17 protein-coding genes and 1 pseudogene are annotated in these 21,312 nt (G+C 69.4%); 10 read left to right on the top strand and 8 right to left on the bottom strand.

The features are described from left to right. Positions 1–56: 56 nt before the first annotated feature. The 4 genes from ACQEXA_RS47670 to ACQEXA_RS47655 all read right to left on the bottom strand — a co-directional run bounded on the left by ACQEXA_RS47670 (position 57) and on the right by ACQEXA_RS47655 (position 2,810). Positions 57–407, bottom strand: coding sequence for an ANTAR domain-containing protein (locus ACQEXA_RS47670; RefSeq protein WP_432924353.1), 351 nt, complete (start codon positions 405–407; stop codon positions 57–59). Between the two features lie 183 nt (positions 408–590). Then, on the bottom strand, positions 591–1,283 hold the full coding sequence (locus ACQEXA_RS47665) for a hypothetical protein (RefSeq protein ID WP_432924355.1): 693 nt from the start codon (positions 1,281–1,283) through the stop codon (positions 591–593). 207 nt (positions 1,284–1,490) lie between these two features. Continuing rightward, positions 1,491–1,859 carry a DUF6343 family protein gene (locus ACQEXA_RS47660; protein WP_432924357.1) on the bottom strand — a complete coding sequence of 123 codons (369 nt, stop codon included), beginning with the start codon at positions 1,857–1,859 and terminating at the stop codon, positions 1,491–1,493. Between the two features lie 360 nt (positions 1,860–2,219). Next, a complete protein-coding gene (locus tag ACQEXA_RS47655; RefSeq protein WP_433132983.1) occupies positions 2,220–2,810 on the bottom strand; it encodes a hemerythrin domain-containing protein in 591 nt (196 codons plus the stop codon). Between the two features lie 1,305 nt (positions 2,811–4,115). Between ACQEXA_RS47655 and ACQEXA_RS47650 the strand changes: the two genes are divergently transcribed. Genes ACQEXA_RS47650 through sbnA form a run of 5 tightly spaced genes read left to right on the top strand, consistent with a single transcriptional unit; the run spans position 4,116 to position 13,193 of the window. Next, entirely contained in the window at positions 4,116–6,719 is a 2,604-nt protein-coding gene (locus ACQEXA_RS47650; RefSeq protein WP_432924361.1) for a Pls/PosA family non-ribosomal peptide synthetase, read from the top strand. A 13-nt stretch (positions 6,720–6,732) separates the two neighbouring features. Next, complete coding sequence (locus tag ACQEXA_RS47645; protein ID WP_433132981.1) at positions 6,733–10,005, top strand: non-ribosomal peptide synthetase; 3,273 nt, start codon at positions 6,733–6,735, stop codon at positions 10,003–10,005. A gap of 41 nt (positions 10,006–10,046) precedes the next feature. Continuing rightward, a complete protein-coding gene (locus ACQEXA_RS47640; protein WP_432924365.1) occupies positions 10,047–11,054 on the top strand; it encodes a TauD/TfdA family dioxygenase in 1,008 nt (335 codons plus the stop codon). Continuing rightward, positions 11,051–12,130, top strand: a complete 1,080-nt coding sequence (gene sbnB, locus ACQEXA_RS47635) for a 2,3-diaminopropionate biosynthesis protein SbnB (RefSeq protein ID WP_432924367.1) — start codon at positions 11,051–11,053, stop codon at positions 12,128–12,130. The genes ACQEXA_RS47640 and sbnB overlap by 4 nt, the downstream gene beginning before the upstream one ends. Positions 12,131–12,167: 37 nt before the next feature. After that, complete coding sequence (gene sbnA, locus ACQEXA_RS47630; protein WP_432924369.1) at positions 12,168–13,193, top strand: 2,3-diaminopropionate biosynthesis protein SbnA; 1,026 nt, start codon at positions 12,168–12,170, stop codon at positions 13,191–13,193. Between the two features lie 75 nt (positions 13,194–13,268). Here the strand turns inward: sbnA and ACQEXA_RS47625 are convergent, their stop codons facing one another. Beyond that, positions 13,269–14,021, bottom strand: a complete 753-nt coding sequence (locus ACQEXA_RS47625) for a helix-turn-helix domain-containing protein (RefSeq protein WP_432924371.1) — start codon at positions 14,019–14,021, stop codon at positions 13,269–13,271. Positions 14,022–14,265: 244 nt separating this feature from the next. On the opposite strand from ACQEXA_RS47625, the gene ACQEXA_RS47620 reads away from it, so the two are divergent. The 3 genes from ACQEXA_RS47620 to ACQEXA_RS47610 are packed head-to-tail and all read left to right on the top strand — an operon-like array spanning position 14,266 to position 16,700. Further along, positions 14,266–14,934: a DUF4097 family beta strand repeat-containing protein gene (locus ACQEXA_RS47620; protein WP_432938920.1), complete on the top strand. Its 669-nt coding sequence runs from the start codon at positions 14,266–14,268 to the stop codon at positions 14,932–14,934. Between the two features lie 15 nt (positions 14,935–14,949). Beyond that, positions 14,950–15,912, top strand: coding sequence for an ATP-binding cassette domain-containing protein (locus ACQEXA_RS47615; protein ID WP_432924373.1), 963 nt, complete (start codon positions 14,950–14,952; stop codon positions 15,910–15,912). Next, a complete protein-coding gene (locus ACQEXA_RS47610) occupies positions 15,909–16,700 on the top strand; it encodes an ABC transporter permease (RefSeq protein WP_433132979.1) in 792 nt (263 codons plus the stop codon). Before ACQEXA_RS47615 ends, ACQEXA_RS47610 begins: the two co-directional genes overlap by 4 nt. On the opposite strand, the gene ACQEXA_RS47605 is transcribed toward ACQEXA_RS47610, so the two are convergent. Both ACQEXA_RS47605 and ACQEXA_RS47600 read right to left on the bottom strand, forming a co-directional pair. After that, a complete protein-coding gene (locus tag ACQEXA_RS47605; protein WP_359392689.1) occupies positions 16,681–16,821 on the bottom strand; it encodes a hypothetical protein in 141 nt (46 codons plus the stop codon). The genes ACQEXA_RS47610 and ACQEXA_RS47605 overlap by 20 nt on opposite strands. A gap of 34 nt (positions 16,822–16,855) precedes the next feature. Beyond that, the gene (locus tag ACQEXA_RS47600; RefSeq protein ID WP_432924377.1) at positions 16,856–18,016 is read right to left on the bottom strand and encodes a glutathione-independent formaldehyde dehydrogenase; all 1,161 of its coding nucleotides are present in this window, start codon (positions 18,014–18,016) and stop codon (positions 16,856–16,858) included. Positions 18,017–18,311: 295 nt separating this feature from the next. On the opposite strand from ACQEXA_RS47600, the pseudogene ACQEXA_RS47595 reads away from it, so the two are divergent. Then, positions 18,312–19,168, top strand: a pseudogene (locus ACQEXA_RS47595) (alpha/beta fold hydrolase). Between the two features lie 141 nt (positions 19,169–19,309). On the opposite strand, the gene ACQEXA_RS47590 reads toward ACQEXA_RS47595, so the two are convergent. Beyond that, positions 19,310–20,110 (bottom strand): DUF429 domain-containing protein, encoded by an 801-nt coding sequence (locus tag ACQEXA_RS47590; RefSeq protein ID WP_432924379.1) that lies wholly within the window; start codon positions 20,108–20,110, stop codon positions 19,310–19,312. Between the two features lie 121 nt (positions 20,111–20,231). Here ACQEXA_RS47590 and ACQEXA_RS47585 point away from each other — a divergent pair, with 121 nt between their 5' ends. Further along, positions 20,232–21,068: a DUF1206 domain-containing protein gene (locus ACQEXA_RS47585; protein ID WP_433132977.1), complete on the top strand. Its 837-nt coding sequence runs from the start codon at positions 20,232–20,234 to the stop codon at positions 21,066–21,068. Positions 21,069–21,312: the final 244 nt, after the last annotated feature.

The following is a 21,312-nucleotide window of genomic DNA, read 5'->3' as shown; positions in this document are numbered from 1 at the left end:
CTCTCAGTGCCCGCGAGCGGCCGTTCGACACGCCGGGACCCCGAGGGTCGGCAAGGTCAGCGCTCGGTGCCGGAGGAGATCCGGTATCGGTCGAGGGCCCGCCTCAACTCGTCCCGTTCCTCCTGCGGCAGTTCGCCGCCTTGGGCGAACGCGAGGAGGTGTTCCGCGACGAGCCGGAGCTTGGTGTTGGTGCGCTGGGACACGTCCCTCAGGACCCGCCAGGCCTCTTCGGGCGAGATCTTCCCCAGGACGACGACGACACCGATGGCCTGGTCGACGAGGGCGTGCGAGGTGACGGCGTGCCGCAGTTGTTCGACCTCCGTCCGCATCCGCTCGCACTCCCCCGCCAGACCGGGGGCCTGGAGTGAATGCTGCGGCCGGTGTGTGAACCGTGCGAAGAAGGCCATGAGTCACCTGGCTGAGCGAAGGAGGCGTGTCGGGCACCATGCCCCGGTTTCTCCTCTCCACCTTCTCGCAGGTGGCCCGCGAACACGACCCAAGCTTGCGCTACGTCTGTTTCTCGCCGGAGCAATCCGGGGCATTTCCCGCTGTCGATCAAGCACGAAGGGGGGCCGCGGGACTCCGTCGGGTCAGCGTTCTGCCGACGCGGCGCCGCGCAGTGTGTCGTTCTGGCGCTTCAGGGCCACCGTGGTGGTGACGCGCACGACGCACGGCCTCCGGGGAGTCGAGCCGAACCCGAACCGGACGGGCGGTTCGACCGGCGCGAGGAGCCCGAGGTCCTCCCCCTCGTACCGCGCGTGGGCCGCGACGACGGGATGCAGGTCCTTCGCGCCGTACCACTCGTACCGGCCGGCGCCCGCGCTGCCGCAGATCCGCACACCCGGCAGTGCCCGGGCGAGCACCGCCATACAGGAGATCCATCCCGGACGGGCCGCCAGCGGGGCGGGCACGGCTCTGAGCAGGAATCCAGGGAGGCCTCTGCGACCCGTGGTGAAGCGCAGGGTCAGGGTGGACGCCTCGACCGCCCAGTCCTGCTCTGCGACATCCACCCTGACGGGCACGACCCTCACCTCGTCGAAGGCATAGGTACCGGCGACGAACGTCGCGATCAGCGGGGTCGGGGCCAGCAGAACGCGGTGCCCGTCCGGCCGCTCGAGCATCACATCGGCGAATGGGCCGAACGGCGCCCGTGGCCAGTACCCAACTACCGCGCGTGTACCGGACGACGTGCCGATCCCCGCGATCCAGCCGTCGAAGCGCAGTCGTGTACGACCGGCGGACCGCCTGCTCACCCTGGTCGTCACCGGCGGGCCGACGCCCATCACGGTTGCGCCTCACACGCCCGGTGCGCCGACGCCCATGATGGCTGCCCCTCATACGCCCGGTGCGCCGGCGGACGGCCCGGTGCCGACACGCCGTCGGGACGTGAATGTGCGTGCACGGCCAGGCGCGCCGCTCTGCGCGCCGGCCCGGTGGGGTCTCCGGTCCTTCTCCGGTGCCCGTCCACCGTCGAGGTCGTGGCCGTCCGGTCAGCCGTGGCCGACCCGTTCACGCCGCAGGCGGCGTCCCACGACCCATAGATCCAACACCGCCGCCACCGCCAGGGCCGTACAGATCGCAGCGAGCACGATCAGCACCCCGCGCCCCGGGGACGAGCCGGCCGAGGACTCGACGGCCCACCACCAGAGCAGGGCGGCCCCCACGGCGAAAACGGCCAGGAAGACACCACTGAGCGCCTCACGCAGGCGCAGCGCGCTGCGGGCGGTGCGCGGCTCCGACCCCGTTCTCACCGGACGTCGCGCGGCCCTCGACGAGGATCTCGGCACCGGACCGGGACCGGCGGGCGGGTGAGTCCGCTCGGCGGCGTGCCGGGCACGGCCGCCTGGTTCATCGCTCATGACACACTCCGCTGCACGTCACTTGTGTGCACGTTGCTCGTGCTCAACGTTGCCGGCGGAACCACCGCGCCACGGCGGACGGCGTCCCGCGCGGCACCGGACACCCGTGTTGCAGACGCAGTACGGGTCGGCCTCCTCGGCCACACCGACCGTCCAGCAGCCCGGTGTGCCGACGGCTTCGGCTTCGGCACACCCGCCTGGCTTGTGGAGCCACGGGGCGTCACGGGCTGTGGCGAGACCGCGGTACGCCGTCCCGCAGGTCCACCCCTCACCAGGTCTGCCCTTGATCATGCTGATCGCCTCCTGCTCGCTCCGGAGCCCCCTCGGCCTGCCGCAGCGGGCAGCGCCGGGCACGCCGCTTCAGGTGCTGCGGGAGGAGCGAGTGGTGAGTGCGTCCTTCACCCGGTCGATCATCGAAGCGAAGGGGCCGGTCATCCACTGGGCGGCGCGCGAACCGGCCGCGCTCGGGTGCGGATGGGTGGGTGCCATCTTCTCGGCGGCTTTCAGCCTGGTGCCCATCCTCTTGAGCCGGTCCTCGTCGCAGGCCGCCCGCACGGCAGGGAACTCCTCCTGCTCCTCGTGCTCCGCGTGGTCGATCACCGACTGTTCGAAGGCGGCGAACTCCGCGTCGAACTCGGAACTGCCGACATCCATCTTCTCCAGCCGGGCGAGCACTTTGTTGGCCTCGGCCTCCTCGTCGTTGCGGGCTTCCGCCTCGGCCTCTCCGGCGGTCTTCTCCGTCACCGGCCGCAGGATCATCTCCTCGGCGGTCTCATGGACCGCAAGCAGAGCCCTCAGCTCGTCGAAGTACTCCTGCTTCTGCTCACCCTGCGAACTCTTCACCTCGCCGAACAGATCACGGATCCGGGCATGCTGCTCCAGCAGGATGCGCACCACGTCGCCCTCAGGGAGCTTCGCGGCTTCCTCGCGTTCCTTCGTCGCACTTCCCACGGTGCCGGCCTCCTCATCGTGCCGAAGGTAGGTTCACGGCCGAGTACCCCACCGGATCGGGTCGTAAGGCAAAAAACGGGACGCCCGGCTTGTCAACTCGTGACGCGTGCCGGAGGCGACCGCCTGGGACCTCCCCCGCCCCACCGACGGCGGCCCCGCCCGGGGAGGGCGCCTCGGTCCGTACGCTCACGGACAGCACCTCATGCGCTCCTGAGCAAGACACACCCCTGGTCCGCGCCTGAGGGCCAGCCGCACCGACGGTGCCGGCGTGCGGCGACCGGTCCTGGATCATCCGAGAGGGGAGGCCGGCCCCTGCGGGCGGACGTCCGCGCAAGGAAGATCCTCCCGCCGACCCAGGGGCGGTCGCCGCACCCGTCGAGAACGCCCGGACCGCTCGGGACGGGCGCGCGCCGGCGTGGTCCCGGCGCCCCGCCGCTCACCGTTACACCCCCGGCCGCCACGCAGGGGCGTATCTTGCACACCCCACCGCGTTGTCGATAGCCTAGAAAGCTTTCCAGGCCATGGGTCTGGGCCGAATAACGGCCATCCGCGCCGGGAATGAAAAGACTGCCATGTGTGCCGGGACCATGATGGGTACGGCGCTCTGGTGGGAGCCACGGGGACGCCTCGTGCCGGGTGCTGAATCCGGGAAGGACGGCGTGAGGCGCGCCGATTCGCCGTCGGAGAGGACCGCTGTTTACCCCTCCCTTCACCGCCGAAAACCTGGACGGACGCGGAATCCGCTTCTTCCCGCATGGAACGAGGAAAACGGGTCGCGATCGCGGGAGTCGCTGCTGTGCGTCCCGTCCGGGTCATCGCCGACGACCTGAGTGAATTCGCCGTACGCGAGTGCCTGCTCAGACCTTCGGCACAGACGGCGTCACAAAAGCACAGCCTTCGCCGGGATGCGCGGCCATCGCAACCTGCGCAGCACATGTACACGGCACACGCAACCGATGCGGCCCGGACACCGGATCTCCCCCGGAAACCGCCGTGGCACCGAACCGGACGTCGCGGACGGGATCGAGCCCTCGTCCTCACGGGTGAACCTCCGTCCGGGTGACTTGTCGGCCCACCCGCGGAAGAAGAAATCCCGCCGGTCCGGGCGCGCCGGGCGGGACGTTGCGACGCGAGCCGAGTGGCAACCCGACGGTTGGCGAATAAAACTGAAAGGCGTGGTTTCGTGATCAGGTGAGAGTGCGCGACTTCGTGGCTTCTGGCTCTCTCGGCTCGGACTTGGCCGAGCCCGAGGCACCGGAGCGTCCACTGGCCGATGGTTGCCGAAATCTGTTTCGAGGAGCTCGAATGGCGGAGAAGTCTGCCGAGGTCACGATGTGCGAACCCGACGAACCAGCGGTCGCCGTGTCCGATGACGCCGCCTCGGCCACGCAGGACACGGAGAGGAAGTTCGCCGAAGTACTCGCCGATCTCGTGAGCAGCGAACAGGTTTCGAGCGACAGTCACTTCTTCAACGATCTCGGCGCCAACTCGATGGTCATGGCTCAGTTCTGCGCACGGATCAGAAAGCGGCCGGATCTGCCGTCCGCCTCCATGAAGGACATTTACCGGTACCCCACGACCCGAAGCCTCGCCGCGGCTCTCCTGGACGGCCATCCCGCTTCTGGCGCGGTATCGCAGCCGACAACCCCGTCGGTGGCCGTGATGTCGGAGACGAAGGCGCCCTCGGCCGGCACCTCGGCCTATGTCCTGTGCGGAACACTCCAGCTGCTGGTGTTCCTGGTGTATTCCTTCGTCACCGGGTTGGTCGCCGCCCGAGGCTATGAGTGGGTTTCCACCGGTTCCGGACTCTTCGACACGTACGCGCGGTCTTTCGTGTTCGGCGGCATCAGCTTCGTCGTGGTGTGCACGTTCCCGGTCGTGGCCAAATGGATCCTCATCGGACGCTGGAAGCCCCGCGAGTTCCCGATCTGGAGTCCGGCCTATCTGCGATTCTGGATCGTCAAGGTACTGCTCCACGCCAACCCGATGATTCTCTTCATCGGGAATCCGCTGTACGTGCTGTACCTGCGGGCGCTCGGCGCGCGGATCGGCAAGGGGGTCACGATCCTCTCCCGCCACGTCCCGGTCTGCACCGACCTGCTCACGATCGGCGCCGGCACGGTCATCCGCAAGGACTCGCACTTCCTCTGTTACCGGGCGCACGCCGGCCAGATCCAGACCGGCCGGGTCACGCTCGGCCGGGACGTGTTCATCGGCGAGAAGACCGTGCTCGACATCGACACCACGATGGGTGACGGAGCGCAGCTCGGACATGCATCGGCTCTGTACCGCGGCCAGGTGATTCCGGACGGCGAACGCCACCACGGGGTCCCGGCACAGCCGACGGAGATCGACTATGTGAGGGTCGAGCCGGCCCGGTGCGGCACACTGCGCCGGACCAGCTTCGGCTTCGCCACCCTGCTTCAGCTGTTCTTCCTGTACATCCCGCTGGCTGTCGGCGGCGTGTACATGCTGTTCGTGGAGGTTCCTGCGGTGGGCGACCGACTGGACCCGGACACGGACGGATTCACGCCGTCGGAATTCCTGATCGACGCGTTGACGCTGTCCGCCGTGCTGATCTTCGGCTTCCTGGTCGTGGGCCTCGCCGGTCTGTACACCCTCCCACGCCTGGTGGGTCTTGCCGTCAAGCCCGACAAGGTCTATCCGCTCTACGGCTTCCAGTACGCCGCGCACCAGGCGGTCTCCCGCATCACGAACATCAAGTTCTTCGCCTGGCTCTTCGGTGACAGCTCCTACATCGTCCCCTATCTTCGCGGCCTGGGATACGACTTGTCATCGGTGGAGCAGACCGGTTCCAACTTCGGCACGGATGTGCACCACGAGTCCCCGTATCTCGTTTCCGTCGGCAGGGGAACGATGGTGGCCGACGGGCTTTCCGTCATCAATGCGGATTACTCGAGTACGTCCTTCAAGGTGTCCCGGGTGTCGATCGGAGCGCACAACTTCGTGGGAAACCACATCGCTTATCCCGTGGGTGGCAGGACCGGTGAGAACTGCCTACTGGCAACGAAGGTGATGGTTCCCCTCGACGGTGAAATCCGCGAAGGGGTCGGGCTGCTCGGCTCGCCGCCCTTCGAGATTCCCCGGTCGGTGGAGCGCGACTCCCGCTTCGACCATCTGCGGACCGGGGACGAACTACATCGCAACCTGTCCTCGAAAAATCGCTACAACCTCCGCTCGATGGCTTTCCACCTGCTCCTGCGGTGGCTGCACACCTTCTTCCTGACGGCGCTCGCACTTGCTTCTGTCGGCATGTACGGCGTCATCGGACATGTGGTGATCGCCGCATACCTGGCGATCACGCTCGGATTCACCGCCCTCTATTTCACCCTTCTGGAGCGCTGCCTCACTTCATTCCGCTCGCTGCGCCCCCAGTTGTGCTCCATCTACGACCCGTACTTCTGGTGGCACGAGCGCCTGTGGAAGGTTCCGGACGAATACCTCAACGTCTTCAACGGCACCCCCTTCAAGAACGTCATCTGGCGACTGCTCGGTGTCCGCATCGGCCGCAGGGTCTTCGACGACGGCTGCCATGTGACCGAGCGGACGCTCACCTCCATCGGCGACGACTGCACGCTCAACGCCGGGACGAAGATCCAGTGCCACTCCCAGGAGGACGGCACCTTCAAGTCCGACCACATCACGGTCGGTGCGGGTTGCACCCTCGGAGTCGGCGCACTGGTGCACTACGGCGTGACCATGGGCGACGGCGCCGCACTGGCCCCTGACTCCTTCCTCATGAAGGGCGAGGAAGTCCCCTCGAACGCACGGTGGGGCGGAAACCCCGCCGTCGAGATGACGCATGCCCCCGCAGGAATCCGTGGCATCGCATCGGCATCGCCGGCACTGACGTCCACGGCGGACGACCCCGCCGTGGCAGGGAAATGAGGAAGCCCCTCCGATGGGAGTGCACGTGCAGACTGACCGGGAGTTCTGGAGCGGTGTGCTGACCGCCGGTGGCTTCACCGCGGTTCCGCGATGGGTGGCGGAGCCGGTGGCGGGGGTCGCCGAGTACGAGGCGCCGGTGCCGGACGACGTGGCGGCCGAGGTGCGGGACCTGGCGCGGCACCTTCAGGTGCCGCTGAGCGCCGTCCTGCTGGCCGCGCACGCCAAGGTGCTCGCCGCGCTCTCGGGTGAGCGGGACGTGGTGACGGGTTACCACGTCGCCGGGACGGGGCGCGGGCCGCTGCCGTGCCGTCTGACGGTCCCGTCCGGGTCGTGGCGCCTGCTGGTGTCGAGCGCGCATCACATCGAGTCGGAGTTGCTCGCGCACCGCGAGTACCCGGTGGACGAACTGCGCCGGGAGTCGGGGACGACCGGGCCGTCGTACGAGGTCGTGTTCGACCCCGCGGGAGGTGAGGGCGGCCTGGTCGACGACGCGGCGCTGGACGTGGGCTGGTGTGACCGGGACGGGCGGCCGGTGCTGCGGCTGCGGTACCGCACGCAGGTGCTGGACGCCGAGTCCGCGGACCGCATCTGCGGCTACCACCTGACCGCGCTGGCCTTGATGACGGCAGATCCGGACGCCGACCACACCCGTCAGAGCCTGCTGTCGGCCGAAGAGGTGCATGACCAGCTCGAGGGGCTCGCGGGACCCCGGCGGGACCTGCCTCGGATGCGGGCACACGAGCTGTTCGAGCAGCGGGCGCGGGAGCATCCGGAGGCCGTCGCTGCCGTGCACGGCGATCGGGCGTGGACGTACGGGGAGCTCAATGCGCGCGCGAACCGGCTGGCGCGGGCGTTGCTGGCGCAGGGCCTCGACCGGGAAGCCGTGGTGGCGGTGGTCACCGAACGCAATCTCGACTGGCTCACCGCGGTGCTGGCGGTGTTCAAGGCCGGAGGCGTCTACCTGCCGATCGAGCCGCATTTCCCGGCCGGCCGTATCTCGGCGACCCTGTCCCGTGCCGGGTGCAAGCTGGTGCTCACCGAGCCCGGCAGTACGAAGAACCTCGACGAGGCCCTGGCCACCCTGCCGGGGATCGAGCGGCTTCCGATCGAGGCGGCGTGCGCGGACGGCCACGGCGACACTGATCCCGGGGTGGAGGTCGAGGCCGATCAGCTCGCCTACATCTACTTCACCTCCGGCTCGACCGGCGAGCCGAAGGGGGCGATGTGCGAACACGCGGGCATGCTCAACCATCTGTTCGCCAAGATCGACGACTTGGGCATCGATCGGGGGCAGGTGGTCGCCCAGACCGCCCCCCAGTGTTTCGACATCTCACTGTGGCAGTTGCTGGCCCCCCTGCTGGTGGGCGGGCAGACCCTGCTGGTCGAGCAGGCGGCGATCGTCGACGTGGAGCGGTTCGTCGACACCGTCGTCCGCGGCCGCGCCGCAGTGGTCCAGGTCGTGCCCTCCTACCTGGAGGTCGTGGTGTCGTACCTGGAGCAGCACCCACGCGCCCTGCCCGATCTGAGGTGTGTGTCGGTGACCGGCGAGGCGTTGAAGCACGAGCTGATCGAGCGCTGGTTCAGGCTCCAGCCGCGGATCAAGCTGGTCAACGCCTACGGACTGACCGAGACCTCGGACGACACCAATCACGAGATCATGGAGGGCGTGCCGGACGGCGACCGGGTGCTGCTCGGACATGCGGTCAACAACGTGCGCGTCTACGTCGTCGACGAGCAGCTGTCCCTGGTGCCGCTGGGCGCTCCCGGGCTGATCGCGTTCTCCGGGGTGTGCGTCGGGCGCGGCTACATCAATGATCCCGAACGCACCCGTGCCGCCTACCTGGAGGACCCGTACCGGCCGGGCGAGCGGCTCTACCTGGGGGGTGACTGGGGGCGCTGGCACCCGGGCGGCAAGCTGGAGTTCCTCGGCCGCCGGGACAGCCAGATCAAGATCCGTGGTTTCCGTATCGAGATCGGGGAGATCGAGAACACCCTGCTGCGGGTTCACGGGGTGCGAGACGGTGCGGTCGTCGTCGCCGAACGGGCCGGCGACAGCAAGCACCTCATCGCGTTCTACACCGGCCGGCGCCTGCAGGTGGAGGAACTGCGCCAGGCGCTCGGTGCCGCGCTGCCGGGCTACATGGTCCCCTCCGCCTTTCACTGGCAGCAGGGCCTGCCGCTGACCGGCAACGGGAAGGTCGACAGGAAGGCCCTGACCGCGCTGGCCGAACAGGCCGGGACGGGACCGGGCCGCGACACCGGCGGGGAGCAGCATCACCTGCCCCGTACCCCGACCGAGCGGAAGCTGGCGGCCGCCTGGGCCGAGCTGCTCGGCATCCCCGAGCACCACATCGGCAGGCAGGACCACTTCTTCGACTCCGGCGGCACCTCGCTGTCGGCCGTGAAGCTCACCATCGCACTGGACCGTGCGGTCTCCCTCAAGGACATCACCCGCAATCCTGTGCTCGCCGATCTCGCCGCGCTGCTCGACGGCACGGCCCAGCAGCAGGCGGAGCTCTTGCAGCCCCTGTCCGTGCAGGACGGCGTACCCGAGTCCGCCCTCGTGTGCTTCCCGTACGCGGGCGGCAACGCTGTCAACTACCGGCTGATGGCGCGTGCCCTGACGGGCAGCGGGACCTCGGTCTACGCCGTGGACCTGCCCGGTCACGACCTGGCCGCCCACGACGAGCCGTTCGCGCCGATGACGCAGGTCGCGGAGCAGGTCGTCACCGAGATCGTGCGGCGCGGGCTGACCAGGGTGGTCCTCTGGGGCCACTCCTCAGGAGCCGCGCCGGCCCTGGAGACGGCGCGCAGACTGCGGCAACGGGGAATCGACGTCCCGCGGGTGTTCATCGGCGCCCAGATGCTCGGCACCGCCGCCGACCGGCGTGCCGCGGTCACCGAACTCACGCGGCGGAGCAGCGCCGAGATCGCCGCAGACCTCACCACGGACAGCGGCTACACCGAGCTGGGTGAGCTGAGCGCCCAGCACGCCGAGCATCTCGGTGCCGCCTACCGGCACGACTGCGTGTCCGCCCACCGCTATTTCGCCGACGCCCTCGAAAGACCGCCGGCCGTGAGGCTCTCCGTTCCGGTCACCGTGGTCATCGCCGCGGACGACCCCTACACGACCGGATTCCGCGACCGGTACCGCGACTGGGAGCACCTGGCCGACCACGTGGACCTGCACGAACTCGCCGACGGCGGCCACTACTTCCTCCGCACCAGGCCGAACGAAGCAGCACAGGCCGTCCTGGGAACAGCCGAACTACTCGCGTCCTCTTGAGCCTCCACGAGCCTCCTGAGCGGCAACCGAAAGGAAAGCAGATGTCGTCCTCCTCATCCCTGGCCCCCGTGCTCGAGGTGGAGCTGGAACCGGACAAGCCTCCGATCATCCGTGTGGAAACCCCCGCAGATGCCTCCGGCTGGGCTGCCGAGTACCGCAACACCCTGCGCGCGCAGATCACCGAACACGGGGCGGTCCTCGTCCGTGGGCTGGGGCTGCGGGACGCGGATCAGGTCCGCGCCGTCTTCGCGGCACTGGCCGGTGACCTCATGACCGAGACGGAGGCCTTCGCACCGCGCACGTCCTACGGCCCCGGGCTGTACTCCTCCGCCACCTGGCCGGCCAACCAGCCGATGTGCATGCACCACGAACTGAGCTACACGCTGGAGGTTCCCGGCCTGATGCTGTTCGCGTGCCTGACCGCGCCCGGCGAGGGCGGGGCGACCGCGGTGGCGGACGCGGAGCGAGTACTGCAGGCGCTGCCCAGCGCGGTCACGGAGCGGTTCGAACGTGAGGGCTGGCTCCTGACGCGCTCCTACAATGAAGAGATCGGGGCTTCGCTGGAGGAGTCGTTCGGCACCGGGGACCCCGAAGCCATCGAGCGCTACTGCGGCGCACACGGCATCGACTTCGAGTGGCAGTCCGACGGCTCCCTGCGCACCCGGCAGGTCCGCAGTGCCGTGGTCCGGCACCCCCTCACCGGGCGCCGCTGCTGGTTCAACCAGATCGCCTTCCTCAACGAGTGGACGCTCGCCCCGGAGGTCCGCGAGTACCTGGTCGACATCTACGGCCAGGACGGGCTGCCGTTCAACACCCGCTTCGGGGACGGCACCCCGGTCGGCGAGGACATCGTCCGCATGCTCAACGAAACCTACGAGGAGCACACGCGACGTGAGCCCTGGCAGGACGGCGACCTGATGCTCGTCGACAACGTACGCACCGCACACAGCAGAGAGGCATTCAGCGGAGAGCGCGAGGTGCTGGTCGCCATGGCCGACCCCCGGCGCCTGACCGACGGATACCCGACCCCGGAGGCGAGCCGGCGATGACCCGCACACCCTCCCCCGCCACCCAGCAGTCCACCTCGAACGGGGCCCCGGCGCCGACCTTCGCGGTCATCCCTGGCGCCCAGGTGCAGCAGGCGCTCCGTGGACGCGAGAAGCAGATCATGGAACTGATCGAGATCGCCTACCGGCTGCACGGCGCGGGGGACTCGGTCAATCCGCCGTCGTACTTCCTGCGCTTCCCCGACCGCCCCACGTCCCGGATCATCGCCCTGCCGGCCTCCATCGGCGGGTCGGTGCACGTGGACGGCCTGAAATGGATCTCCAGCTTTCCGTCCAACGTGGAAGCCGGACTGCCCAGGGCCTCCGCGGTGCTCATCCTCAACGACCATGACACCGGGTACCCCTTCGCCTGCATGGAGAGCTCCATCATCAGCGCCACCAGGACCGCGGCGTCCGCCGCGCTGGCGGCCGACTGGCTCAGCCGCGGCAGACCACGCCCCGCCCGGGTCGGATTCATCGGCACCGGTCTGATCGCCCGCTACATCCACACCTTCCTGACCGGCACCGGCTGGACGTTCGAGAGCGTCGGCGTACACGACCTCTCCGCGGACAGCACCGCCGGCTTCTGCGGCTATCTGCGGCAGGCGGACAGCGCGGAGGACACCGGTCGGGTCACCGTCCACGACACCGCCGAGGAGCTGATCCGCTCCAGCGACTTGGTGGTCTTCGCCACCATCGCCGGAAAGCCCCACATCACCGACCCGGCCTGGTTCAGCCACCATCCCGTGGTCCTGCACGTGTCCCTACGGGACCTCGCCCCCGAGATCCTGCTCGAGTCGGCCAACTTCGTCGACGACGTCGAGCACTGCCTCAAAGCCGACACCTCCCCCCACCTGGTCGAGCAGCTCACCGGGAACCGCGACTTCCTGGACGGAACCCTCAACGACGTCATGACCGGGCGCGTGACCCCCCCAGCCGACCGGCCAGTGGTCTTCTCGCCGTTCGGGCTGGGCGTTCTCGACCTGGCAGTCGGCAAGTACGTCTACGACGAAGTCGCGCTGGCCGGACACCTCCACCTCATCGACCACTTCTTCCACGAGCTGCGCCGATACGGCTGAACGCCTGTCCCCTCGGCTCCGGCACCAGGAGGCCACCGTGCCCGTCATCTCCGCTCCCTATGCCTTCAACGAAAGCCAGCTCTACGTCGACCTCGAGTCGATCTTCGGGCGCTCCCTCTACCTGAAGTGCGAGGGTTTCAACTTCGCCGGCTCGATCAAACTGAAGGCCGCGATCGAGATGGTGGAGACCGCCGAGCAGGACGGAATACTGAAGCCGGACTCGGTACTGGTCGAGTCGTCCTCGGGAAACCTGGGCGTTGCGCTCAGCATGATCGCCGCCAGCAAGGGCTACCGGTTTCTGTGCGTGACGGACTCCCGCTGCAACCTGTCCACCCGACTGCTCATGGAGGCTCTCGGCAGCGAGGTCCACATCATCGCCGATCTGGACGCCAACGGAGGCTTCCTCGGCGCCCGCATCGACTACGTACGCGCGCTGTGCGAATCCGACGACCGGTACGTGTGGCTCAGTCAGTACACGAACCCCGGCAACTGGCAGGCGCACTATCGCAGGACCGCCCCGGAGATCGCCCAGAACTTCCCGCGGCTGGACGTGCTGTTCATCGGTGCGGGCACGACCGGGACCCTGATGGGCTGCGCCCGGTTCTTCCGGCACTGGCACCGGCCGGTGCGGATCGTCGCGGTCGACAGCGTCGGCTCGGTGAGCTTCGGCGGCGAGCCGGGCCGCCGGATGATTCCCGGCCTCGGCATGAGCATGCCCCCGCCCCTGCTCGACGAATCCTACGTGGACGAGGTCATCAGGGTCGAGGAGGCGGACACCATCCGGACCTGCCACCGCCTGGCCAGACGCGGGTTCCTGTTCGGCGGCTCCACCGGGACGGTGGTCAGCGGCGCGATGGACTGGCTGGCCCGGCACGACTCACGCCGTCTCACCGCGGTCGCCATCGCCCCGGACCTCGGTGAGCGCTACCTCGACACCCTCTACCAGGCCAACTGGCTGGAGGACCTGTACGGCGAGCACATACTCGACTCCGAGGAGATCACCGCCGGCTCCCGCAGAGCCGAGCCGAGGCCACGGGCGTCAGGGCGCCGGCGCAAGCACTAGACGCCGTCCTGGTCGGTGCGGCGGCCGTGGCAGATGGACGCGTCGGCGACGCCGACGAAGGCGAGGGGCTGTCCATCAGCGATCCGAACTCGGCTCCGCCGCGCCGCCCGAGGTCGATTCGGGTTTCGTGTGGAGGACTTCGCGCGCCTGCTCCGCGGCGCGGGTGATGCTCTCGGAGACGAAGTCAAGGAAGCGTGCGATGTTCTCGAGGCGGGTGCCGGCCGGGGTGCCCGGGCCGAAGATGTCGACGCCTTGCCGTGCTGTTTCGACGAGCTGGGCGGTGCTGCGGGCGCTGGCCATCATCGACTGGTACCAGATGTCGTCGTCGACGATGTAGCGCTCGCGGCGGCGTTCGTCGCGTTCCCGGCGGATCATGCCCTGCTCGTCGAGGAACGCGACCGCCTTGGAGACGGACGCCGGGCTGACCTGGAGACGCTGGACGAGTTCGGACGCGGTGACGCTGCCCGTGTCGCTGAGGCAGATGCAGGCCATCACCCGGGCCATCATCTTGGGCGTGCCGGACTGTATGAGGACGGTGGTGAACACCTCCTCGTACTCGCGCACCGCCTCGGCGTCACGCCCGTAGGGCTGCGGGGGCGTCGTCGAGTCCCGGGGCGCGGTCTGTCTGCGGCGGTGGGCGCGGTGTTCGGTGGCGCGGTGAGCGAGGTCGGCGCGGTAGCCGGCGGGGCCGCCGTTGCGCATGACCTCGCGGGTGATGGTCGAGGTCGGGCGGTCGAGGCGTCTGGCGATCTCCGCGTAGGCGAGGCCGTCGGCCAGTCCCAGCGCGATCTGCTGGCGTTCCTGCTGGGTGAGTCTGCCTCCCGGCATCGCGGGTCTCCTTCGTGGTCCGTGGTGACTCCACTATAGCGTTCACTTTCCATCCATTGCAACGACCAAAGTGAGGGTTGTTGCATTAGATTCCGAACCATTGCAACGATTTCTAGGCCTTCACTTGCATTGATGTCATTCTTACGCAACAGATGCGTTGCCACTTCAGTGAATGCAACGTAGCGTTTCTGGCGTCGGAAACAGCGGTCCAAAGGAGCGCACGATGCAGAAGAAGGAGAGCACCATGCAGAGGTTCGACACCCCCGCCCCGGTCTCGGCCGTCCTCGACATCCCCGCGGGACACATCCGGTTCATCGCCGCCGACCGGGCCGACTCCATGGTCGAGATCCTGCCCGCGGACGCCTCCAAGAGCCGCGACGTGAAGGCGGCGGAGCAGACCACGGTCGAATACGGCGACGGTGTTCTGCGGATCGAGGCCTCACCGGCGAAGAACCGGATCCTCGGCGCCTCCGGATCCGTCGAGGTGACCGTCCATCTGCCCGCCGGCTCCCGTGTCGAGGCGAAGGCGGCCGCCGCCGAGTTCCGGGGCGTCGGACGGCTCGGCGACGTCGACTACGAGGGCGCGCAGGGCTCGGTCAAGCTCGACGAGACCGCGAACGCCCGCCTCACCCTTCAGGCCGGCGACGTCTCGGTCGGTCGCCTGGGCGGCCCCGCGGAGATCAGCACCCAGAAGGGCGACATCCACATCGCCGAGGCCGTGCGCGGCACCGTCACCCTGCGCACCGAGCACGGCGAGATCTCGATCGGCGCCGCCCCCGGGGTCTCCGCCTCCCTGGACGCCGGCACCGCCTACGGCCGGATCCACAACGCGCTGAAGAACGCCGAAGGCACCGCCGGCCTGGACATCCACGCGACCACCGCCCACGGCGACATCACCGCCCGCAGCCTGTAAAAGGGAGAGCTCCTCATGACCAACCCGGCCATCGCGGCGAACGGGCTGCGCAAGTCCTACGGCGACAAGGTCGTGCTCGACGGCGTCGACCTGACCGTCCCGGAAGGAACGATCTTCTGCTTGCTCGGCCCGAACGGTGCCGGCAAGACCACCGCCGTCAAGATCCTCTCCACCCTCATCTCCCCCGACCCCACCAGTGGCCGGATCCACGTCGGCGGCCACGACCTCGCCACCGACGCGCAGGCCGCGCGCGCCGCGATCGGCGTCACCGGACAGTTCTCCGCCGTCGACGGTCTGATCACCGGCGAGGAGAACATGCTCCTCATGGCGGACCTGCACCACCTGTCCAAGCGCGAGGGGCGGCAGGTCACCGCAGAACTGCTGGAACGGTTCGACCTCACCGAGGCCGCGAAGAAGCCCGCCTCCACCTACTCCGGCGGCATGAAGCGCCGCCTCGACATCGCCATGACCCTGGTCGGCAAACCGCGGATCATCTTCCTCGACGAGCCGACCACCGGCCTCGACCCGCGCTCCCGGCACACCATGTGGCGGATCATCCGCGAGCTCGTCTCCGGCGGCACCACGGTCTTCCTCACCACCCAGTACCTGGAGGAGGCCGACGAACTCGCCGACCGCATCGCCGTGCTCAACGACGGCAGGATCGCCGCCGAGGGCACCGCCGAGGAGCTGAAGCGGCTCATCCCCGGCGGACACGTCCGGCTCCGCTTCACCGACCCGGCCGCCTACCAGTCCGCCGCCCTGACCCTGCCCCCCGTCACCCGGGACGACGAGGCACTCGCGCTGCAGATCCCCAGCGACGGCAGCCAGCGCGAGCTGCGCTCCATCCTCGACCGGCTGGACTCCGCCGGCATCGAGGCCGACGAGCTGACCGTGCACACCCCCGACCTCGACGACGTCTTCTTCGCCCTGACCGGCGGCGCCGGCGTCCCCCACCAGTCCAAGGAGGCTGTCCGATGAGCTCTCTCGCCCTCGCCGTACGCGACTGCTCCACGATGCTGCGCCGCAACCTCCTGCACGCCCGGCGCTATCCGTCCATGACGCTGAACCTGCTGCTCACCCCGATCATGCTGCTGCTGCTCTTCGTCTACATCTTCGGCGACACCATGAGCGCGGGCATCGGCGGCGGTGGTCCGGACCGCTCCCAGTACATCGCCTACATCGTCCCGGGACTGCTGCTGATGACCGTCGGCAGCACCGTGGTCGGCACCGCGGTGTCCGTCTCCAACGACATGACCGAGGGCATCATCGCCCGCTTCCGCACGATGGCGATCCACCGCGGTTCCGTGATCGTCGGACATGTCATCGGCAGCGTGCTGCAGTCGATCATCAGCGTGGTCCTCGTCGGCGCCGTCGCCGTGGCCATCGGCTTCCGCTCCACCGATGCCACTGCCCTGGAGTGGCTCGCGGCGTTCGGACTGCTCGTGCTCTTCGCCATGGCGCTCACCTGGATCGCCGTCGGCATGGGCCTGGTCAGCCCGAACGCCGAGGCCGCCGGCAACAACGCCATGCCGCTGATCCTGCTGCCGCTCCTGTCCAGCGCCTTCGTCCCCATCGACGCGATGCCGGGCTGGTTCCAGCCGATCGCCCAGTACCAGCCGTTCACGCCCACCATCGAGACCCTGCGCGGCCTGCTGCTCGGCACCGGGATCGGCAACAACGGATGGCTCGCCGTCGTCTGGTGCCTGGGCCTCACGGTGCTCGGCTACCTCTGGTCGACCTCGAAGTTCAACCACGACCCGAAGTAACCGCCATGACAACGCGGGCCGCCTCCCGCACCTCGTACCACCCCAGGGCGGCGTACACCGACACCGCGTCGGAGTACGCCGCCCCGTTCGTGCGCCAGGAGGGCAGCCCGAGCGCGGTCACGCGGACCGCTCCCCGAGCCGCCGATGCCGGCCCGTCAGCCGGAGCCGTTGGGATGCAGGACCACCTTGGTCCAGCCGTTGTCACGGTGGTCGAAGTGCTCGTAGCCCGTCGGTGCCTCGTCGAGCCGGAGTTCGTGGGAGACCACCCAGCCCAGCTCGGCCTTGCCGCCCGCGATCAAGTCGCGCAGAGCCCGGTTGTACTTCTTGACCGGGGCCTGCCCAGTGCCCATCTTCTGACCCTTGAACCACATCAGGCCGTAGTCGGTGGGTATCTTGCCCTGAGCTTCCAGCTCGTTCTGCGCCTCGGCCCCGCCCGGGTCCTCGGGGATGAACACGCCGACCACTCCGATGGCGCCGGTGAACCGCACCGCGTTGATGAGCCCGTTGAGAGTGAGGGACGCGTCCTCGTGGCCCTGTGTGTCGTGCGCCTGGTACCCGACGCACTCGCAGCCGTTGTCGGCGCCCAGGCCAAGGGTGGCGTCCTTGATGACCTCGACCGGGTCCTGCTCGGCGAAGTTGATCGGGATGGCACCGATCTCCTCGGCCTTGCGCAGCCGGTCCTCATGGAAGTCGACCACCCAGACCCGGCCGGCACCCTTGAGGATCGCCGAGTACGCGGCCATCAGCCCTACGGGACCAGCGCCGTAGACGACGGTCTGGTCCCCGGGCTTGACCTCGGCCATCTCGGTGGCGTGGTAGCCCGTGGGGAAGATGTCCGCGAGCATCACGTAGTCCTTCTGGCGTTCGGCCGCGTCCTCACCCAGGCGAAGGGCGTTGAAGTCCCCGTAGGGCACACGGAGGTACTCGGCCTGACCTCCCTGGTAGGGACCCATGTCCGCGAACCCGAACGCGGCACCGGCCGCGGACGGGTCCGGCTGCATGGTCAGACAGTAGTTCGTCAGGCCTCGTTCGCAGTTCTTGCAGAACCCGCAGGCGATGTTGAACGGCAGGACGACGTACTCGCCGACCTGGACCTTGCGGACCGCCAGCCCGACCTCGACCACCTGACCCAGGTTCTCGTGTCCGAAGACCCTCCCGGGCTCGAGCGAGGTCCGGCCCTCGTACATGTGCAGATCCGAACCGCAGATGTTGGTAGTGGTGATCTTCACCAGGATGTCGCAGGGGTGTTCGATCTTGGCATCCGGCACGTCCTTGACGGCGACGTTCCGGGGTCCTTCGTATACCGCTGCCTTCATGGTGTCTCTCCCAAGCTGCAAGGAGGGGGCGCGGACTTGTGGCCTGCTGGGGCCGGTCGCCCTCGGCGGCGGCGCTCCCGTCCCACGGACCGCGCCAGGACCCGCCGGGTACCCGATCGGCCGCGCTCCCACACGCCGCCGCGGGGCCATCACCGGCCCGGCGCACCGGGCGCGCATCGGGCCGCAGACCGCCTGTGTCAGCGCCCCATGGCCGCCCGGGTCGGCGTCCTGCTCGCCGCGCACGCCGGCGAAAACCCATTGCCGCCGTCCGGGCGCCGCTGAGAGTGTCGGGGCCATGCCCACCTTCTCCGCGCACGACGGGACCAGGCTCGCGTACCACGTGTCCGGAGACGGCGTCCCCGTGGTGTGCCTGCCCGGCGGCCCCCAGGACTCCGCATACCTCGGCGACCTCGGAGGCCTGTCCGCGCACCGGCAGCTGATCATGCTGGACATCCGGGGAACCGGCGGGTCGGCGACCCCCGAGGACCCCGTCTCCTACCGCTGCGACCGGCTCGTCGACGATGTGGAGGCGCTGCGCCGGCACCTCGGCCTGGAGCGGATGGATCTGCTCGCCCACTGCGCCGGAGCCAATCTCGCGGCCCAGTACGTGAGCCGCCATGCGGAACGGGTGGACAAGCTCGTACTGGTCACGCCGAGCGTCAGGGCCGTCGGGATCACGATCACCACCGAACTCCGGCGCGAGACCGCGCTGCTGCGCAGCGACCAGCCGTGGTTCCCGGGCACATTCGCGGCCCTCGAAGCGATCCTTGCGGGCCGGGGCACCGACGAGCACTGGCAGGCCCTCGCGCCGTTCTCCTACGGCCGTTGGGACGAGACGGCCCGCGCCCACCGGGCTGCCGAGGACGAGCAGCTGGCATGGAGATCGTGGCAGCGTTCGGTGCCGAAGGTGCCTTCGATCCGGAGGCCACCCGTGCCGCCCTCGCCCGGTTCACTCCACCGGTGCTGCTGCTGGCCGGCGAGGTCGACACGGGAGCCCCTCCCCGTACGACGGCGGAGTTCGCCGGGCTGTTTCCGAACGCGCACTGCGTCGTCCAGCCCGGAGCGGGCCACTTCCCGTGGCTCGACGACGCGGCCACGTTCGTGGCGACGACCACGGCGTTCCTCGGGCAGGGGACCACTCGGTCCCGGTGACCCGCTTTGCCGCCACGCCTCCGTGCCGCCGAACGGCCGCCGCCCCGTAGCGGCGGCTGGTTCCTCAGCGGCGCCTTCGCTAACAGTCCATGGGGTGGGGACCGCAGGCCCGGTCGTCCTGCCGCCGCCAGGACGTGGCCCTCAGCGGGACCCCGTCCGCAAGGCGGCAAGACCCGCGTCCGGCAGATGGATCCACCCCTCCTGCCGAGCCACCGCACGCTCGTCCGGAGTGTGCGGCCACACGGTGCCGCCGCACTGGACGGCGCGGGCGACCAGGGCACAGACCAGGGCGTCGAGATGGTCATGGCTGTCGGCGCACCGCGCACGCACCTGCTCGGGCAGCGGCAGCCCGAGGCCCGCCTCGACCGCTGCGACGATGTGCTCCCGGACGACCCGCGCCTCGGGCGCCCCGCTCTTGTAGCTGTGGGCCGGGCGGATCCCCCAACGCCGCAGTGCGGCCGCCGGGTAGACCTCGGCGACCGGTCCTGATCCGTCACGGGGCACGGTGACGCCGGCCGCCGCCAGCGCGTCCAGCAGATAGGCCGCCCGCAGCGCCACCACACCCAGCAGGTCGGTGGACACCGACAGCGGTGGCCGCATCGACGTCGCCTTCCAAGTGAGGTCGTCGGTCAGCCGGAAGCGCAACGCGTCCAGACCTGGTCTTCCGTCCGCACGAGCCTCGAACCTCACCGGTGGCGGCAGCCGTACACCCTGGTGATGGGCCGCGATGGTCGCGACGAAGTCCGACGGCCAGCCGAGAGGACAGTCCAGTCCGGTCTTGTCGGCCGCCCGGACGATCGCCAGCAGTTCGTCGTCCCCGTCGGGCACCACGAACTCCACTGCCACTTCACCCCTGGCGCCCCAGACCGTCCGGCACACAGCGGTACGCCGTGCACTCGCCGCCAGGTCGACGCCGACCGTCACCACCTGCCGCCGCATCATGCCGAAATCCTTCCGCAGCCCGCGCTCGTGTCGACTTTTCCCGCTGAGGCACACATGCCCAGCGGGTGAACCGTGCGCGTGTCCGCCGGTTGCCGGGGCATCCGGGTTCCGGGAGGTCGAGATGAAAACGAGTGCCATGGGCCCGTCCGGCCGGATGGCGGCGCGACGTGCCGCGAAGGGCTCTGTGACACGGGGCGCCGCCCGGGCCGGGCTGACCGCACGCGGGGTGATCTACCTGCTGATCGGCGTACTGGCGTTGCGGATCGCCTTCGGTGACAGCAAGCAGCAGGCCGATCGCGGCGGCGCCCTCGCCGAGATCGCGCACGAGCCGTTCGGCGCCGTCCTGCTGTGGGCGCTCGGCATCGGGCTCGCCGGCATGGCGCTATGGCAGCTGTCCGAGGCGGTGTTCGGCTCGGTCGGGCCGGACGGCGGCAAGGCGAAGCAGCGACTGCCGGCGCTGGTCCGGTGCGTGTTCTATGCGTTCGTCGCTTACTCCGTACTGCTGTTCGCCGCGGGCGCCGGAGACGGCGGCGGGTCCAGCGACGAACAGTCCCGGGACGTCACCGCCAAGGTCCTCGGAATGCCCGCCGGCCAGTGGATCGTCGGGATCGCCGCGGCCTGCGTCATCGGGACCGGCGTGTGGATCGGGATACGGGCCGTGCGGCGGGACTTCCACGAGGACCTGAAGCTGGGCGAGATGTCCCGGAGGGCCCGGCGGCTGGTCGACATCACCGGTGTGGGCGGCGGCGTGGCGTGCGGACTGGTGTTCGCCGCGGCGGGGGCCTTCGCACTGCGGGCGGCGATCAGGTACCGGCCCGACCAGGCCAAGGGACTGGACGACACACTCTGCTCGTTCGCCGGCACCCCGTTCGGGCCATGGCTGCTGGCGCTGGTCGCCGCCGGCGTCGCTCTGTTCGGGCTCTTCTCCTTCGCGCTGGCGCGCTGGTCCAGGCTCTGAGCCACGGCTTCGTCCGGTCCTGGGGCACAGCTGCCTCCGGGCCCGCCGGCACGTCTGCGCCGTACCGCGGGGAGTCGCCGACCGTACGGGCCGCCGGTCCCCTGTGCCGGCGGCCCGCACGGGATTCACCGGGCGAAGCCAGGAACGGCCGCCCGAGACTGTGGTGTCGGTCCGAAAAGGGCGCCCCGCGCGGGCCCTGACGGCACCGCGGAGAACCCGGCCACGATGCGCGGGAGCGCGGCCA

Origin of the sequence: Streptomyces sp. CA-106110 (assembly GCF_050936285.1) — a bacterium.
GTDB lineage: Bacteria > Actinomycetota > Actinomycetes > Streptomycetales > Streptomycetaceae > Streptomyces.
Note: the sequence above shows the minus strand (reverse complement) of the source record. Positions and strands in the feature narration are given on the sequence as shown.

Bases quoted from the DNA above. Each gene is read 5' to 3' on its own strand.
- ACQEXA_RS47590 (WP_432924379.1), bottom strand. From the start codon at position 20,110: ATGATGCGGCGGCAGGTGGTGACGGTCGGCGTCGACCTGGCGGCGAGT.
- ACQEXA_RS47640 (WP_432924365.1), top strand. From the start codon at position 10,047: ATGTCGTCCTCCTCATCCCTGGCCCCCGTGCTCGAGGTGGAGCTGGAA.
- ACQEXA_RS47625 (WP_432924371.1), bottom strand. From the start codon at position 14,021: ATGCCGGGAGGCAGACTCACCCAGCAGGAACGCCAGCAGATCGCGCTG.
- ACQEXA_RS47620 (WP_432938920.1), top strand. From the start codon at position 14,266: ATGCAGAGGTTCGACACCCCCGCCCCGGTCTCGGCCGTCCTCGACATC.
- ACQEXA_RS47615 (WP_432924373.1), top strand. From the start codon at position 14,950: ATGACCAACCCGGCCATCGCGGCGAACGGGCTGCGCAAGTCCTACGGC.
- ACQEXA_RS47585 (WP_433132977.1), top strand. From the start codon at position 20,232: ATGAAAACGAGTGCCATGGGCCCGTCCGGCCGGATGGCGGCGCGACGT.
- ACQEXA_RS47660 (WP_432924357.1), bottom strand. From the start codon at position 1,859: ATGAGCGATGAACCAGGCGGCCGTGCCCGGCACGCCGCCGAGCGGACT.
- ACQEXA_RS47645 (WP_433132981.1), top strand. From the start codon at position 6,733: ATGGGAGTGCACGTGCAGACTGACCGGGAGTTCTGGAGCGGTGTGCTG.
- ACQEXA_RS47650 (WP_432924361.1), top strand. From the start codon at position 4,116: ATGGCGGAGAAGTCTGCCGAGGTCACGATGTGCGAACCCGACGAACCA.
- ACQEXA_RS47665 (WP_432924355.1), bottom strand. From the start codon at position 1,283: ATGGGCGTCGGCCCGCCGGTGACGACCAGGGTGAGCAGGCGGTCCGCC.
- ACQEXA_RS47610 (WP_433132979.1), top strand. From the start codon at position 15,909: ATGAGCTCTCTCGCCCTCGCCGTACGCGACTGCTCCACGATGCTGCGC.
- ACQEXA_RS47600 (WP_432924377.1), bottom strand. From the start codon at position 18,016: ATGAAGGCAGCGGTATACGAAGGACCCCGGAACGTCGCCGTCAAGGAC.
- ACQEXA_RS47670 (WP_432924353.1), bottom strand. From the start codon at position 407: ATGGCCTTCTTCGCACGGTTCACACACCGGCCGCAGCATTCACTCCAG.
- sbnB (WP_432924367.1), top strand. From the start codon at position 11,051: ATGACCCGCACACCCTCCCCCGCCACCCAGCAGTCCACCTCGAACGGG.